The following is a 15,032-nucleotide window of genomic DNA, read 5'->3' on the forward strand; positions in this document are numbered from 1 at the left end:
TTCCCGCACCCCCACCCGATAAGGAGTGCGAACCCGCGAACCACCTCGGCTACGGTTCGTACCATGCCTCATGTGCTATCGGTGAACACCGGCGAACGCACCGAATCCGATCACGCCCCGCTGGGTCACACCGGCATCGACAAGCGCCCCGTCGACACCCCCGTCCACGTCAGCGCACCGGCCGAGGTGGGCAGCGGTCTGGCGGGCGACCACATCTCCAACCACCGCCACCACGGCGGTCCCGACCAAGCGGTCTACGCCTACGCGCGGGAGGACCTCGACGACTGGGCGGCCGAACTGGGCCGCGACCTGCCACCGGGCAGCTTCGGCGAGAACCTGACCACGGTGGGCGTGGACCTGACGAACGCCCGGATCGGCGAGCGGTGGCGGATGGGTACCGCGCTGCTCCAGGTCACGCATCCCCGCGTCCCCTGCCAGACGTTCGCCGGCAAGATGGGCGAACCCGGCTGGGTGAAGCGCTTCACCCGCAAAGCGCTCACGGGCGCGTACTTCCGCGTCCTCGAACCGGGCGTCATCGCCGCGGGCGACCCGGCCGTGCTGGTCGAGCGCCCGGACCACGACGTGACGATCCGACTCGCGTTCCGGGCGCTCATGCTGGAACCCGAACTGCTGCCGAGCCTGCTCGCCGCCGGTGAGCACCTCACCGACGTCGTGCGCGACCGCGTCGAGCGGCGAGTGGCGTCCGACCCCGTGTAGTCACCGCACCACCCCGAACCGACTCCGCACCACCGCGCAGCGGCACCACTCCCGAAGCGGCCTCACCCCGGACCGACCCCGCACCGCCCCGAGCCGACCCCACCGCGAGCCGACCCGACGCGAGCCGGCACCGCGCGATCCCGCACCCGCGACCGCGCGGTCCCGACCCCCGCGCTCACGCGAGCGCCGACAGCTTCGCGAACTCCTCGTCGGTCAGCTCGATCGACGCCGCGGCGGTGTTCTCCTCCAGGTGCGCCAACGACGCCGTGCCCGGAATCGGCAGCACCACCGGCGACCTCCGCAACAGCCACGCCAGCGCGAGCTGCGCCGCCGTCGCGCCGTGCTCCTTCGCCGCCTCGTCCAGCACGCCGCCCGGCCGGGCGAGTTCGCCGGTCGCGACCGGGTACCACGGGATGAACGCGATCCCGTGCTCCGTCGCGTAGTCGAGCACCGCCTCGTGCTGCCGGTTCGCCAGGTTGTACAGGTTCTGCACGCTCACGATCGGCGCGACCGCCTGCGCCGCCTTGAGCTGGTCGACGTCCACTTCGGACAGGCCGATGTGCCGGATCTTGCCCTCCTCCTGCAACTTCCGCAGCTCGCCGACCTGGTCCTCCAGCGGCACCTCGGGGTCGACGCGGTGCAGCTGGAACAGGTCCACGCGCTCCACGCCGAGCCGGCGCAGGCTGCCCTCCAGGGCGTGGCGCAGGTAGGCGGGCTTGCCGAGCAGGGGCCACTCGTTCGGACCGGTGCGCAGCAGGCCCGCCTTGGTCGCGATGACGAGGTTGTCGGCGTACGGGTGCAGCGCCTCGCGGATCAGCTCCTCGTTGACGTGCGGCCCGTACGAGTCGGCCGTGTCGATGAAGTCGATGCCCAGCTCCACGGCCCGCCGCAGCACGGCGATCGCGTTGTCCCGGTCGGCCGGGTAACCCCAGATGCCCTCGCCGGTCAGCCGCATGGCGCCGTAGCCCAGGCGCTTGACGGTCAGGTCCCCACCCAGCGTGATGGTGTCGGCCACCTCTGCACTCCTCTTTGCTCTCGCCCGTTCCCACTCGTCCAACGGCGACAACCCGTCGCGGGGGCCGCGTTGTTCCCGACGGGCCGCACGGGTCTCCCCGAGCAGCCCGGACCCGCTGCCCGGTAGCGCAGGGCCACGTCACCCGGCGGTCTTGGCCACCAGCGTCAGCACGTCGTACCTGGCCACCGACTCGCCCTTCTGGTTCACCAGGTCCGCGTCCCACCGCACCTCCCCGTAGTCCTGGTCCTCCCGCGGCGTGATCTGCTTGGCGGTCAACGTCACCGTCAGCTCGTCACCGGGGAACACGGGCGTCAGGAACCGCAGGTTCTCCAGCCCGTAGTTCGCCAGCACCGGACCCGGCTCGGGCGACACGAACAGCCCGGCCGCGAACGACACCACGAGGTACCCGTGCGCGACCCGGCCGCCGAAGAACGGGTTCGCCGCCGCCGCTTCCTCGTCCATGTGGGCGTAGAAGGTGTCCCCGGTGAAGGACGCGAAGTGCTCGATGTCGGCCAGCGTCACCGCGCGCGGGCCGGCCACCACGGAGTCGCCGACGCGCAGTTCGGCCAGCGACTTGCGGAACGGGTGCACGTCCGACTCGCGGCGGTCCGCGCCGGCGACCCACCGGCCCGTCACGGAGGTGAGCACGCGCGGGCTGCCCTGGACGGCGGTCCGCTGGAGGTGGTGCAGCACACCGCGGATGCCGCCCATCTCCTCGCCGCCGCCCGCGCGCCCCGGCCCGCCGTGCACGAGGGCGGGCAGCGGCGAGCCGTGCCCCGTCGACTCACCCGCGTCGTCGCGGTCGAGCACCAGCAGCCGCCCGTGCCACGGCGCGACGCCCAGCACCACCTCGCGCACGAAGTCGGCGTCGTGGCTCACCACCGAGCCGACCAGGCTGCCCGCGCCGCGCGCGGCCAGCTCGACCGCGTGCGCCGGCCCGTCGTACGGCAGCAGCGTGGCCACCGGTCCGAACGCCTCCACCTCGTGCGGCTGTGCCCGGTCCGGGTCGGCCCTGACCAGCACCGGGGACAGGAACGCGCCGCGCTCGGCGTCGGCGTCCACCACGTCCACCCGGTCGGGCGAGCCGAAGACGACCTCCCCGGCCTCCAGCAGCGCCTTCAGCGACCGCCGCACCTCTTCGCGCTGCTCCAGGCCGGCCAGCGCGCCCATCCGCACCGACTCGTTGGCCGGGTTGCCGACGACGACCTTCGCGAGCCGGTCCCGCGCCGCGTCGGCCACCGCGCCCACCAGCGCGGCGGGCACCAGCGCGCGCCGGATGGCCGTGCACTTCTGCCCCGCCTTGACGGTCATCTCGGTGACCAGCTGCTTCACGAACAGGTCGAACTCGGGGGTGCCCGGCACGGCGTCCGGCCCCAGGATGGAGCAGTTCAGCGAGTCGGCCTCGGCGTTGAACCGCACCGACGACCGGATCACGGCGGGGTGGGTGCGCAGCAGCTGCGCCGTGGAGGCCGACCCCGTGAAGCCGACGAGGTCCTGCGGGGTGAGGTGGTCGAGCAGGTCGCCCGCGCCGCCCGTCACCAGCTGCACCGAGCCCTCGGGCAGCAGGCCGGAGGCCAGCATCAGCTCGACCAGCTTCTCCGTCAGGTACGCGGTCTGCGAGGCGGGCTTGATCAGCGACGGCACCCCGGCGACGAACGCGGGCGCGAACTTCTCCAGCGGGCCCCACAGCGGGAAGTTGAACGCGTTGATCTGCACCGCGACACCGCGGAGCGGCGTGCCGATGTGCCTGCCGACGAACGTGCCGCCCCGGCTCAGCGGCTCGACCGCGCCGTCCACGTACACCGTGTCGTTGGGCAGCTCCCGCTTGGCCTTGCTCGCGTAGCCGAACAGCACGCCGATACCGCCGTCGACGTCGATCAGCGAGTCGGCCCTGGTCGCGCCGGACCGCGCGGACAGGGCGTACAGCTCCTCGCGGTGCTCGCGCAGGTGGGAGGCGAGGGCCTTGAGCAGCGCGCCGCGCTGGTGGAACGTCAGCTCCCGCAGGGCCGGCCCGCCGACCCGGCGGCCGTGGTCCAGCGCCGCCGCCATGTCGACGCCCTCGGACGAGATGCGGGCGATCTCCTCGCCGGTCACCGCGTCGTGCAGCGGCGCGCCCTCGGCGGACGAGGTGTGCCAGCGACCGGACACGTAGCTGCGCAGCATGGCCATCGGTGTCGACCTCCTTGTCGGTGCCGGCGGGTGTCCCGGCCTACCGGACAGTAAAGCGCTCCGGGGCGTTCGTGGCCGGCACGGCGACAGGCGTGCCAGGGCGAGCAGAGCCGAGCGGGGCGGCGCGGCGCAGGGCGAACGCGCTGCGCGTGCGTGGCGGTCGACACCGCTCACCGGTGATCGGAATCCATCCCGCCCGGACGTTGTTGCAGCAGGTGTGCAGCTCTCCGTCCTCGACCGCTCGCGCACCCGCTCGGGTGGCTCGCACGCCGACGCGCTGCGGGACACCGTGGAGTTCGCCCGGCAGGCGGAGGCACTGGGTTACCACCGGTTCTGGGTGTCCGAGCACCACGGCGTGCCCGGCGTGGCGGGTTCGGCGCCCACCGTGCTGGCCGCCGCGATCGCCGGCGCGACCTCGCGCATCCGCGTCGGCACCGGCGGCGTGATGCTGCCCAACCACCAGCCGCTGGTCGTGGCCGAGCAGTTCGGCGTGCTGGAGTCGCTGTTCCCCGGCCGGATCGACATGGGCCTGGGCCGTTCGGTCGGTTTCACCGAGCCGGTCCGCAGGGCGCTGGGGCACGACAAGCGGGACGCGGACGAGTTCGGCGCGCGGCTGGCCGAACTGCTGTCCTACTTCACCGGCGACGCCGCCGTGTCCGGGTACCCGGCGCGCGGCCTGCGGGTGCCCGCGTTCGTCCTCGCGACCGGCGCGGGCGCGGAGGTCGCGGCGGCGCACGGCCTGCCGCTGGTCATCGCGGCGGTCCGGGGCGAGGAGGCGATGGTGCGGGCCGTCGACGGCTACCGCGCCCGGTTCCGCCCGTCGGCGTGGGCCGACGAGCCGCACGTGGTGGTCTCCTCGACCGTCGCGGTGGCCGACACCACCGAGGACGCGTGGCGGCTGCTGCTGCCCGGGGCGTGGTCGATGGCGCACTCCCGGACGCGCGGCGAGTTCCCGCCGCTCATCCCGCCGGACGAGGTGCTGGCGCTCGACATGACCGCGCGGGAGCGCACGTACTTCGAGGAGTCGTTGCGGGGCCACGTCTTCGGCACGCCGACCGAGGTGGCGAAGGCCCTGGACGGGCTCGTGCGGCGCACCGGGGCGGACGAGGTCCTGGTGACCACGAGCACCTACGACCGCTCGGCGATGCTCGCGTCCTACGAACGCCTGGCGGACCTGTTCACGCGGTGACCCCGCCCCGACCCCACGACCCCGGCTCTCCACGCGGTGACCCGAAGCACCGGGCTCGTGTCGGTGCGGACCCACCCGCCGGAGGCCGGCCCGCGCACGGCAAGCCGGCCCCGTCCGCGTCAGCGGTCCCGCTGCCGCTCCGCCAGGAAGCGCTCGAACTCCGCGCCCAGCTCGTCCGCGCTCGGCAGCGGCTGGTCGCCGGTGACGAGCAGGTTGTCCGACGCCTCGGTGAACGCGTCGTACTGCCGCTCCAGCGCCTCCACGACCTGCGCGACCTCCGCCGACTCACCCACCTGGCGGGCGATCTCGGCGTTCGTGCGCCGCGCGGCCTCGTGCAGCGCCGCGGACGGCACGACCAGCCCGGTCGCCTTCGTCAACGCCTCCAGCAGCCCGACGGCCGCCGCCGGGTACGTGCCCTGCGCGAGGTAGTGCGGCACGTAGGCGGCGAACCCCATCGCGTCGTGCCCCGTCTGCCCCAGCCGCAGCTCCAGCAGCGCCGACAGGTTGCCCGGCACCTGCACCCGGCTGAACGGCGACGCCTCGGCCACCAGCTCCGGCCGCGTGGCGTGGGAGATCACCGACAGCTTGCGCGTGTGCGGGACGCCCATCGGGATGCCGTGGAAGCTCACCGCCAGCCGCACGCCCCACCGGTCGACCAGCGAGCGCACGGCCGCCACCACCGCTTCCCACCGCCGGTCCGGCTCCGGGCCGGTCAGCAGCAGGAACGGCGTCCCGACGGAGTCGTGCAGCAGGCGCACCACCAGCTCGGGGGCGGCGTAGTCCTCCCACCGGTCGGTGTCGTAGGTCATCGCGGGCCGCCGGGCGCGGTAGTCGATCAGGTCGTCCACGTCGAACCGGGCCACCACCCGGTGCTCGTGCACCGCCAGCAGGTGGTCGACCAGGGCGGAACCCGCCGCGCCCGCGTCCATGAAGCCGTCGAAGTGGTGCAGCAGCACCGCTCCGCTCAGGTCCGGGACGTCGGAGTCGACCTCGAACAGATCCTCCGGGTCCAGCGCCACCTCGTGCCTCCCTCAGGTAGTCCTCTGCCCGTCCAACGCCGGGCGGTCGCTGATCCATTCCCCGATGCCGTCGAGCAGCCGCGCGAGGCCGAACTCGAACAGCGTGCCGAGCGCCATGTCGACCTCGGTGCCGGTGGTCCGGGTGAACAGCGGGAACCGGCCGGAGCCGGTGATGGCCGTCAGCACGGCGGACTGCCCCGCCAGCCACTCGTCGGGGGTGAGCCCGGTGTGCTGCCGCTGCTCGGCCTCGGTCTCCAGGTTCACGGCGGTGCCGCGCACGAAACCGAACACCGTCACCGCGGCGTGCAGCATCTCCTCCGCGGTGAGCCCGTGGCCGTCCAGGGCCCGGAGCATCCACTCGGTGTGGGCGATCGCACCGGGCAGCAGCTGGGGCCGGGTCATGGACAGCGCGCCCGCCAGCCAGGGGTGGGCGCGGAACAGGTCCCACTGGAGCCGCGCCGCCGCCTCCAGCCGCTCCCGCCAGCCGCCGGCGACGTCCGGGAGAGGTCGGGCGGCCAGCACGCTGTCGATCATCCGGAGGACCAGGTCCTCCTTGCCGGGCACGTGGCGGTAGAGGGACATGGTGGCGACGCCCAGGCGCGCGGCGACGCGCCGCATCGACAGGCCCGCGAGCCCTTCCCGGTCCGCGATCTCCACGGCGACGCGGACGAGCCGGTCGGCGGTCGGCTCCGGCCGGTCCGGGTGCACGCGGCCGTCAGCACTCGGATCGGGGCCACGCGGATCGGGGCCGCCACCCGGATCAGGGGCGCCGGTCGGATCGGCACCGCCCGGATCGACCGCGCGTTCCGCCACGACCGTGCCCACGCCCGGCACCGCGCGCACCAGCCCCTCGTCCCGCAGCGCCGCGAGCACCCGGCTGGCGGTGGCCATCGCGACCCGCCACCGCGCGGTGATCTCCCGAGTGGACGGCACCCGGTCGCCGGGCCGCAGCTCACCCCGCTCGATCCGCTGCCGGATCTCACCCGCGATCCGCCCGTACGCCGCCATGAGCCTCCTCCGCACTAGTGCACCACTTTAGCGCACTAGTGCACTACATGTCATTTGAACTGGTAGTACACCCATGTACGTTGTACGCATGGACACCGTACTGATCTCCGGCGCGAGCATCGCCGGCCCCGCCCTCGCCTACTGGCTGCGCCACTACGGCCTCACCCCGACCGTGGTCGAGCGGGCCACCGCGCCCCGACCGGGCGGCCAGGCCGTGGACGTGCGCGGCACGGCGCGCGAAGTGCTCGCCAGGACGGGCGTGCTGGACGAGGTGCGCGCCGCCCACACGGGTGCGCGCGGCATGGCGTTCGTCAACGCCTCGGGCAAGCGCACCGCGACGATGCCGTCCGACGCGATGGGCGACTCGGGCGGCGCGATCGCGGAGATCGAGATCCTGCGCGGCGACCTCGTGCGCATCCTCCACGAGCGAACGGCCACCGACGTCGAGCACCTGTTCGACGACACCGTCACGTCGCTGACCGAGACGCCGGGCGGCGTGGACGTGACGTTCGAGAAGTCGCCACCGCGCCGGTTCGACGTGGTCGTCGGCGCGGACGGCCTGCACTCCAAGGTGCGGTCGCTGGCGTTCGGGCCCGAGTCGGACTTCCTGCACGACATGGGCGCGTACACGGCCATCTTCGGCACCACGCAGGCCGAGGACCTGGACGGCTGGATGCTCATGCACACCGTCCCCGGCCGCACGGCGGGCATCTACCCGACACCGGGCGGTGGGGCGAAGGGCATGTTCGTGTTCAAGTCGCCGGTGCTGCCCCACGACCGCCACGACGACGCCTTCCGCCGCGACCTGGTCGCCCGGACGTTCGCCGGTGACGGCTGGGACGTGCCGCGCCTGGTGGCGGACATGAGGACCGCGCCGGACTTCTACTTCGACCGCCTGTGCCAGGTGCGGATGGGCGCGTGGTCGCGCGGGCGGGTCGTCCTGCTGGGCGACGCGGCGTGCTGCGCGTCCCCGATGGCGGGCAACGGCACCAGCGTGGCGCTGGTCGGGGCGTACCTGCTGGCCGGTGAGCTGGCGGTGGCCGTCGACCACACCACGGCGTTCCGGCGGTACGAGGAGGCGATGCGCGAGTACGCGCGGCGGTGCCAGGAGTTCGCGCTCGGCGGGATGGCCGGGCTGCTGCCGGACTCCCGCTGGTTCATCCGGGTGCGGGACTTGTCGATGCGCGTGATCCCGCGCGTCCCCGGCTTGGGCCGGGTGTTCGGCGACCTCCAGAAGATCGCGAACACCGTGACGCTGCCGGACTACCCGGTTCGAGCGCGCTGAGCCGGGAGAGCGCGAGCAGGGTCCGTGGTCCCCCTGCTGCGGTCCTGTTGCCTTCCGGGAAGCATCGGTGGGCCGGGGGTGGGGTTGTGTCGGCGGTCGGTGGTCGGCGATCGGGTTGCCGGGGCCGGGCGGTGGCGGAAGTGGTCGGGGCGGATGTGGTGAAAGCTTGACCTCCAGCTGGATCGAGGTCTTACGTTTCCGGCATGGACATGGAAGTCACGGCGTGGATGTCGCTTTACCACGTGACCAACGCGCACGACGACAAGCGGCCCTTCTCGAAAGCCACGCTGCGGCGCATCTGGTCGTTCGCCCGGCCCCGGAAGACGCGGCTGGTGCAGTACCTGGTCATCAGCGTCGCCGTCGCGGTGCTCGCGGTCGTGACGCCCGTCCTCGCCGGTCGCATCGTGGACGCCATCGTCAACGGGGCCGCGCTCGACGTCGTCCTCGGCCTGGCCGGGCTGATCGCCGGCATCGCCGTCCTGGAGGCGGCGCTGGGCCTGGTGTCGCGGTGGCTGTCCGCGAGCATCGGCGAGGACCTCATCCTCGACCTCCGGACCGCCGTGTTCGACCACGTCCAGCGGATGCCGATCGCCTTCTTCACCCGCACCCGGACGGGCGCGCTGGTCAGCCGGCTCAACAACGACGTGATCGGCGCGCAGCGCGCGTTCAGCGACACGTTGGCCGGCGTGGTGGGCAACGTCGTCACGCTGGTGCTGACGCTGGTCGTCATGATCGGGCTGTCGTGGCAGATCACGCTGCTCGCGCTGGTGCTGCTGCCGGTGTTCGTCCTGCCCGCCCGCCGCATGGGATCCCGCCTGGCCCGCCTGGAGCGCGAGGCCGCGAACCACAACGCCACCATGAGCACGCAGATGACCGAGCGGTTCTCCGCGCCCGGCGCGACGCTGGTGAAGCTGTTCGGCCGCCCGCGGCGGGAGTCGGCGGAGTTCGCCGCCCGCGCCCGCCGGGTCCGGGACATCGGTGTCCGGTCGGCCATGGTGCAGACCGTGTTCCTCACCGCGCTGACGCTGGTGTCGGCGCTCGCCCTCGCGCTGGTCTACGGCCTGGGCGGCTTCTACGCGCTGCGCGGGCAGCTCGACCCCGGTGCGGTGGTGGCGCTGGCGCTGCTGCTCACCCGCCTGTACGCGCCGCTGACCGCGCTGGCCAGCGCGCGGGTCGAGGTGATGAGCGCCCTGGTCAGCTTCGAGCGCGTGTTCGAGGTGCTCGACCTCAAGCCGCTGATCAGCGAGAAGCCGGACGCGACGACCGTGCCGGACGGCCCGGTGGCGGTGGAGTTCGACCGGGTGTCGTTCTCCTACCCCTCGGCCGACAAGGTGTCGCTGGCCTCGCTGGAGGAGGTCGCCGTGCTGGACAGCCGGGGCGGTGTGCAGGTCCTGCACGACGTGTCGTTCCGCGCCGAGCCGGGTCAGGTGGTGGCGCTGGTCGGCTCGTCGGGCGCGGGCAAGTCGACGATCGCCTCGCTGCTGCCGCGCCTCTACGACGTGGACGGCGGCGCGGTGCGGCTGTCCGGAGTGGACGTCCGCGACCTGTCGGCGCAGGCGATCCGCGACACGCTCGGCATGGTGACCCAGGACGGTCACCTGTTCCACGAGTCGATCCGGGCCAACCTCCTGCTCGCGCGCCCGGAGGCGACCGAGGACGAGCTGTGGGACGTCCTACTGCGCGCCCGGCTCGACGACCTCGTCCGGTCCCTGCCGGACGGCCTGGACACGGTGGTCGGCGAGCGCGGCTACCGGCTGTCCGGCGGCGAGCGCCAGCGCCTCACCATCGCCCGCCTGCTGCTGGCCCGGCCCAGGGTGGTGATCCTGGACGAGGCCACGGCGCACCTGGACTCCACGTCCGAGGCCGCCGTCCAGGCCGCGCTCGCGGAAGCCCTGGACGGCCGCACGGCCCTGGTCATCGCGCACCGGCTGTCCACGATCCGCGCCGCCGACCTGATCCTGGTCGTGGAGGACGGGCGGATCGTGGAACGCGGCACGCACACCGACCTGCTCGCGGCCGGCGGCCGGTACGAGGAGCTGTACCGGACGCAGTTCGCCGAGGAGGCGGGCGTGGTCGAGGAGGCGGTCGAGGAGGCGTCGGTCTCGTGACGGCGGGGTCGTCGCGGCGGCCGGCCCGGCGGCGGTCACCGCGACGACCCGCGCGGGTGGCGCGCGCGACCGAGTGTCCACTCAGGACATCGCGCCGTCGCGCGCGGTCGCACCCAGCCGGTCGAAGTAGGGCTTCATCGACGGGTAGTAGGAGTCGAACTCGGGCAGCGGCGCGCCGGCGCGCGAGGCGACCAGCATGTCCAGGTAGTACTCCCAGCCCGGCCCGATCTCGCCGACGGCCTCCGTCGACCGCAGGTGGTGCACCAGCTTCAGCTCGGTCACACCGTCCACTTCGGACAGGCGGAGTTCGAGCCGCCACCGGCCGTGCTCGTCGATCGTGGTGACGGCGAGCCGCATCGGCGGTTCGCACGCCTCGATGCGGGCCTCCATCCACGGTTGTTGCTCCTCGTAGGCCATCTGGACCTTGATGGTGCGACCGGGCCCGGCCTCGCCCTCCCAGGGGCCGAACCAGCGGGCGGTGCGCTCCGGTTCCGTGATGCTGGCCCACACGTCCTCCGCGTGCGCGCGGAACGTGCGGGTCAGCACGAGGTCGTGGCCGGTGGCGACGCGCAGCAGCCGGCCGGTGGGTGTGCGGGTCATGCGGTGTGCTCCTCTCGCCGGTCCGCGCGGCGTTCGCGGCGCGTCCGGTACACCTCGGTTTCCAGCGCGTCGAGGCGGTGCTCCCAGCCGGCGGGCCGGGTGACCCGCGCCAGCCAGCCGACGAGGCCGGCCAGCGGCTCCGGGTCGAGCACGTAGAAGCGCCGCCTGCCGACGAGTTCGTCGCGCACGAGGCCGCTGTCCCGGAGCACCTTCAGGTGCCTGCTGACGGCGGGCCGGCTGATGTCGAACCGGGCCGCGACCTCCCCGGCCGACAGCCGGGACGCGTGCAGCATCTCCAGGATCTCGCGCCGCACCGGATCGGCGATCGCGCGGGCCACCTCGTCCACGCCGGAAGCGTAACCGACTGGTTACGCGTCGGGCAATGACCCCAGGTAGTCCGCCAGCGCCCGCCGGTACGGCTCCACGGTGTCCAGGTCCGCGTACTCGTCGGGACCGTGCTGGCCGTCGCCGCCGATGCCGAAGATCACCGCGTCCACCCCGTGCCGGTGGAAGAAGCGCGAGTCCGCCGCGCCGTGCTTGCGCAGGAACTCGCCGGAGTAGCCCTGCGCGCGGGCCGCCGCCCGCAACGCCCGCACGTCGACGCCGTCCCGCGCCGCCCGGTGCGGCGGCTCGACGTGGAGCACCTCGACCGGCAGCCCGCACACCGCCGACAGGTGGGCGGCGACGGCCGCCGCGTCCCGTCCCGCGAAGTCGCCGTCCTCCGGCGGGAAGCGGATGTCCAGCCACGCGGTCGCGTCCGCGGGCACCTGGTTCACCGCCGTGTTCGCCGTCCCGATCCGGGCCACGTTCACCGTCGTCCGCCACTGCTCCTCGGTCGGCGGCGGGTACGCCGCGAGCAGCGCGTCGACCGCGCGCACCAGCTTGACCACGGCGTTGTCGCCCAGCCACGGGTACGCGCCGTGCGCGGCCAGCCCGACGGCGCTCACGCGGGCGGTGGCCAGCCCCTTCGACTCGGTCACCAGGCGCAGCCCGCTGTGCTCGCCGATCACCGCGAACCGCGCCGTGACACCGCGTTCGAGCTGGTGCAGCGTCCCGTCCCGGCCGCCCACCTCCTCGTCGGTCACCAGTTGCAGCGCCACCGGGAACGTCGTCGGCACGTCCCGGAACACCGAGGCCAGCACCAGCGCCGACAGCTTCATGTCCTGCGCGCCCCGCGCGTACAGGCGGGAGCCCGCGCGCCGCGGCCGGAACTGCTCCGGCGACCCCGGCACGACGTCGAGGTGGGCGTTGAAGATCACGCGGAACGGCACCCGCTCCCGGCCCCGGTACACCAGCGCGCTCGGCTTGCCGCCGGACTCGAACCGCTCGACCGTGCAGCCGGGCCCCACCACGTCGAGGACGAAGTCCAGCGCCCGCGCCAACTCCTCGGGGCGGTCGGCCGTCGACGGGATGCGCAGCAGCTCGTCCGCGAGCACCAGGAAGTCGTCCACGCGTCCATCGTGCCGCGGATCGGCCCGCCGGCAACCCGTCCGCCACCCCGCCGTCCCCTCCCGCGCCGTCCGCTACCCCGCCGTCCCCTCCCGCGCCCACCACACCGCGCGGCCCCCGGCCGAGCCGCCCGGCCCCCGCTCGACCACGAGGGCGCTCACGCCCGGTCCGCCGCCCCGGAGTCGGTTCGCGCTTCGTCGGCGAGTCCGAGGATCTCCACGGCCTGCCTGCGCATCTCGACCTTGCGGACCTTGCCGGTGACCGTCATCGGGAACTCGTCGACCACGTGCACGTAGCGCGGGACCTTGTGGTGCGCCAGCCGGCCCGCGCAGAACTCGCGCACCGCCTCGGCGGTCAGCGGGGTGGTGCCGGGCCGCATCCGCAGCCACGCCATCAGCTCCTCGCCGTACTTGGCGTCCGGCACGCCGACCACCTGCGCGTCGAGCACGTCCGGGTGGGTGAAGAGGAACTCCTCGATCTCGCGCGGGTACAGGTTCTCGCCGCCCCGGATCACCATGTCCTTGATGCGCCCGGTGATGGTGACGTACCCCGCGTCGTCCATCACGGCCAGGTCGCCGGTGTGCATCCAGCGCGCGGCGTCGACCACCTCGGCCGTGCGGTCGGGCTGCTCCCAGTAGCCGAGCATCACCGAGTAGCCGCGCGTGCACAGCTCGCCGGGCGTGCCGCGCGGCACGGTGCGGCCGTGCTCCGGGTCGACCACCTTGACCTCCAGGTGCGGGCCGACGCGCCCGACGGTGGACACCCGGCGGTCCAGCGAGTCGTCCCGCCGGGTCTGCGTGGACACCGGCGAGGTCTCGGTCATGCCGTAGCAGATGGAGACCTCGCTCATCCCCATGCGCTCCACGACCTGCTTCATCACCTCCACCGGGCACGGCGAGCCCGCCATGATCCCGGTGCGCAGCGAGGACAGGTCGTAGGAGTCGAAACCGGGGTCGGCGAGTTCGGCGATGAACATCGTCGGCACGCCGTAGAGCGAGGTGCACCGCTCGTCCGCCACGGCCTTCAGCGTCGCGGCCGGGTCGAACGCGGGTGCGGGGATCACCACGCACGCGCCGTGCGAGGTGGCCGCGAGGTTGCCCATCACCATCCCGAAGCAGTGGTAGAACGGGACGGGCAGGCAGATCCGGTCCTCGTGGGTGTACCCGCACAGCTCGCCGACGAAGAAGCCGTTGTTCAGGATGTTGTGGTGCGACAGGGTCGCGCCCTTCGGGAACCCCGTCGTGCCGGACGTGTACTGGATGTTGACCGGGTCGTCGGCGGACAGCTCGGGCCACTCGGGCAGGTCCGCCGAGTGCAGCTCCGTCCACTCCGGACCGTCGAGCAGGACGACCTGCCGCAGTGCCGCGCAGCGGGGCCGCACCTCGGCGATCATCCCGGCGTAGTCGGAGGTCTTGAACGACGACGCGGCGATCAGCGTGCGCACGCCCGCCTGCCTGAGCACGTACTCCAGCTCGTGCACCCGGTAGGCGGGGTTGATGTTGACCAGGATCGCGCCGATCCGCGCCGTCGCGTACTGCACGACGACCCACTCGGCCCGGTTCGGCGACCAGATGCCGACCCGGTCGCCGACGCGGACCCCGGAGGCCCAGAGCCCGGCCGCGACGGCGTCCACCTCGGCGGCCAGCTCCCGGTAGGTCCACCGCCGCCCGGTCGCGCACTCGACCAGCGCCTCGCGCTCGCCGTGCGCCGCCACCGCGCGGTCGAAGTCGCCCGCGATGGTGTCACCCAGCAGCGGCACGTCCGAGGTGCCCGACGAGTAGCTCAGCTGCGCCATCACGGCAACGTACCGCAGGTCGCGCCGCCGGGTCCCGCGCTCGACGGGACCCCGCCGACCCGGTACGGCACAGTGGGGGCATGGACCTCACGCCACGCGCGTTCTTCGACCTGGCCCGCCGGACCGTCGACACGGCCGTCTCGGTACCCGGCCGGGTGCTCGGCCTGCTGGAGGCGGCCGAGCAGGTGGTGCGCCGCGCCGACGACCTCGTCACCCGCACCGGTCGCGTCCTGGACGACACCGAGGCCCTGCTGGCGCGGGCGCGTGCCGTGACGACGACCGCCGAGGCCGTGACCGTCGACGCCGCGACCGTCACCACCGCCGCCGCGACCATCACGACCGACGCCGGGCAGGCCGCGCGCACCACCCGCGAGCTGCTGGACAGCTACGCGCCGCTGGCGCAGCGGGCGCACCCGCTGGCGCAGCGGTTCGTGGACGAGCTGTCGCCGCACGAGGTGGACGCGGCCGTCCAGCTCGTCGACCAGCTGCCCGTGCTGACCCGGCACCTGATCGACGACGTCCTGCCGATCCTGTCCACCCTGGACCGGGTCGGGCCGGACATCCACCAGCTGCTGGAGGTCACCAACGACGTGCGGCAGGCGATCCTGGGCATTCCGGGGTTCGCGTTCCTGCGCAAGCGCGGCGAGGAGAAGCAGGAGGTGGACTAGGGCCTGTCTT

13 protein-coding genes are annotated in these 15,032 nt (G+C 73.4%); 5 read left to right on the forward strand and 8 right to left on the reverse strand.

Annotated features, from left to right (window positions below):
* The first annotated feature begins 63 nt into the window (after positions 1-63).
* Complete coding sequence (locus C8E97_RS25850) at positions 64-717, forward strand: MOSC domain-containing protein (RefSeq protein WP_121008046.1); 654 nt, start codon at positions 64-66, stop codon at positions 715-717.
* Positions 718-892: 175 nt separating this feature from the next.
* Here C8E97_RS25850 and C8E97_RS25855 read toward each other — a convergent pair whose 3' ends face one another.
* Both C8E97_RS25855 and paaZ read right to left on the reverse strand, forming a co-directional pair.
* Positions 893-1,732: an aldo/keto reductase gene (locus C8E97_RS25855; RefSeq protein WP_121008047.1), complete on the reverse strand. Its 840-nt coding sequence runs from the start codon at positions 1,730-1,732 to the stop codon at positions 893-895.
* 138 nt (positions 1,733-1,870) lie between these two features.
* Positions 1,871-3,901: a phenylacetic acid degradation bifunctional protein PaaZ gene (gene paaZ / locus C8E97_RS25860; RefSeq protein ID WP_121008048.1), complete on the reverse strand. Its 2,031-nt coding sequence runs from the start codon at positions 3,899-3,901 to the stop codon at positions 1,871-1,873.
* Positions 3,902-4,118: 217 nt separating this feature from the next.
* On the opposite strand from paaZ, the gene C8E97_RS25865 reads away from it, so the two are divergent.
* Entirely contained in the window at positions 4,119-5,090 is a 972-nt protein-coding gene (locus tag C8E97_RS25865; protein ID WP_121008049.1) for an LLM class flavin-dependent oxidoreductase, read from the forward strand.
* A 119-nt stretch (positions 5,091-5,209) separates the two neighbouring features.
* Here the strand turns inward: C8E97_RS25865 and C8E97_RS25870 are convergent, their stop codons facing one another.
* Both C8E97_RS25870 and C8E97_RS25875 read right to left on the reverse strand, forming a co-directional pair.
* A complete protein-coding gene (locus tag C8E97_RS25870) occupies positions 5,210-6,109 on the reverse strand; it encodes a proteasome assembly chaperone family protein (RefSeq protein ID WP_121008050.1) in 900 nt (299 codons plus the stop codon).
* Positions 6,110-6,121: 12 nt separating this feature from the next.
* The gene (locus tag C8E97_RS25875; RefSeq protein ID WP_246019167.1) at positions 6,122-7,132 is read right to left on the reverse strand and encodes a TetR/AcrR family transcriptional regulator C-terminal domain-containing protein; all 1,011 of its coding nucleotides are present in this window, start codon (positions 7,130-7,132) and stop codon (positions 6,122-6,124) included.
* Positions 7,133-7,205: 73 nt separating this feature from the next.
* On the opposite strand from C8E97_RS25875, the gene C8E97_RS25880 reads away from it, so the two are divergent.
* A complete protein-coding gene (locus tag C8E97_RS25880; RefSeq protein WP_121008052.1) occupies positions 7,206-8,402 on the forward strand; it encodes an FAD-dependent monooxygenase in 1,197 nt (398 codons plus the stop codon).
* A 227-nt stretch (positions 8,403-8,629) separates the two neighbouring features.
* Complete coding sequence (locus tag C8E97_RS25885) at positions 8,630-10,510, forward strand: ABC transporter ATP-binding protein (RefSeq protein WP_246019419.1); 1,881 nt, start codon at positions 8,630-8,632, stop codon at positions 10,508-10,510.
* Positions 10,511-10,591: 81 nt separating this feature from the next.
* On the opposite strand, the gene C8E97_RS25890 is transcribed toward C8E97_RS25885, so the two are convergent.
* From C8E97_RS25890 to C8E97_RS25905, 4 genes are all read right to left on the reverse strand, one after another.
* Positions 10,592-11,110 carry an SRPBCC family protein gene (locus tag C8E97_RS25890; RefSeq protein ID WP_121008054.1) on the reverse strand — a complete coding sequence of 173 codons (519 nt, stop codon included), beginning with the start codon at positions 11,108-11,110 and terminating at the stop codon, positions 10,592-10,594.
* Positions 11,107-11,457 (reverse strand): metalloregulator ArsR/SmtB family transcription factor, encoded by a 351-nt coding sequence (locus C8E97_RS25895; RefSeq protein WP_121008055.1) that lies wholly within the window; start codon positions 11,455-11,457, stop codon positions 11,107-11,109. The genes C8E97_RS25890 and C8E97_RS25895 overlap by 4 nt, the downstream gene beginning before the upstream one ends.
* A gap of 21 nt (positions 11,458-11,478) precedes the next feature.
* Positions 11,479-12,561, reverse strand: a complete 1,083-nt coding sequence (locus C8E97_RS25900; RefSeq protein WP_121008056.1) for a M20 family metallopeptidase — start codon at positions 12,559-12,561, stop codon at positions 11,479-11,481.
* 155 nt (positions 12,562-12,716) lie between these two features.
* Entirely contained in the window at positions 12,717-14,354 is a 1,638-nt protein-coding gene (locus C8E97_RS25905) for an AMP-binding protein (protein WP_121008057.1), read from the reverse strand.
* A gap of 80 nt (positions 14,355-14,434) precedes the next feature.
* On the opposite strand from C8E97_RS25905, the gene C8E97_RS25910 reads away from it, so the two are divergent.
* Positions 14,435-15,022, forward strand: a complete 588-nt coding sequence (locus C8E97_RS25910) for a hypothetical protein (RefSeq protein ID WP_121008058.1) — start codon at positions 14,435-14,437, stop codon at positions 15,020-15,022.
* Positions 15,023-15,032 lie beyond the last annotated feature (10 nt).

Origin of the sequence: Saccharothrix australiensis (genome assembly GCF_003634935.1) — a bacterium.
Lineage (GTDB): Bacteria > Actinomycetota > Actinomycetes > Mycobacteriales > Pseudonocardiaceae > Actinosynnema > Actinosynnema australiense.

Bases quoted from the DNA above. Each gene is read 5' to 3' on its own strand.
- C8E97_RS25910 (WP_121008058.1), top strand. From the start codon at position 14,435: ATGGACCTCACGCCACGCGCGTTCTTCGACCTGGCCCGCCGGACCGTC.
- C8E97_RS25885 (WP_246019419.1), top strand. From the start codon at position 8,630: ATGTCGCTTTACCACGTGACCAACGCGCACGACGACAAGCGGCCCTTC.
- C8E97_RS25850 (WP_121008046.1), top strand. From the start codon at position 64: ATGCCTCATGTGCTATCGGTGAACACCGGCGAACGCACCGAATCCGAT.
- C8E97_RS25880 (WP_121008052.1), top strand. From the start codon at position 7,206: ATGGACACCGTACTGATCTCCGGCGCGAGCATCGCCGGCCCCGCCCTC.
- C8E97_RS25890 (WP_121008054.1), bottom strand. From the start codon at position 11,110: ATGACCCGCACACCCACCGGCCGGCTGCTGCGCGTCGCCACCGGCCAC.
- C8E97_RS25905 (WP_121008057.1), bottom strand. From the start codon at position 14,354: ATGGCGCAGCTGAGCTACTCGTCGGGCACCTCGGACGTGCCGCTGCTG.
- paaZ (WP_121008048.1), bottom strand. From the start codon at position 3,901: ATGGCCATGCTGCGCAGCTACGTGTCCGGTCGCTGGCACACCTCGTCC.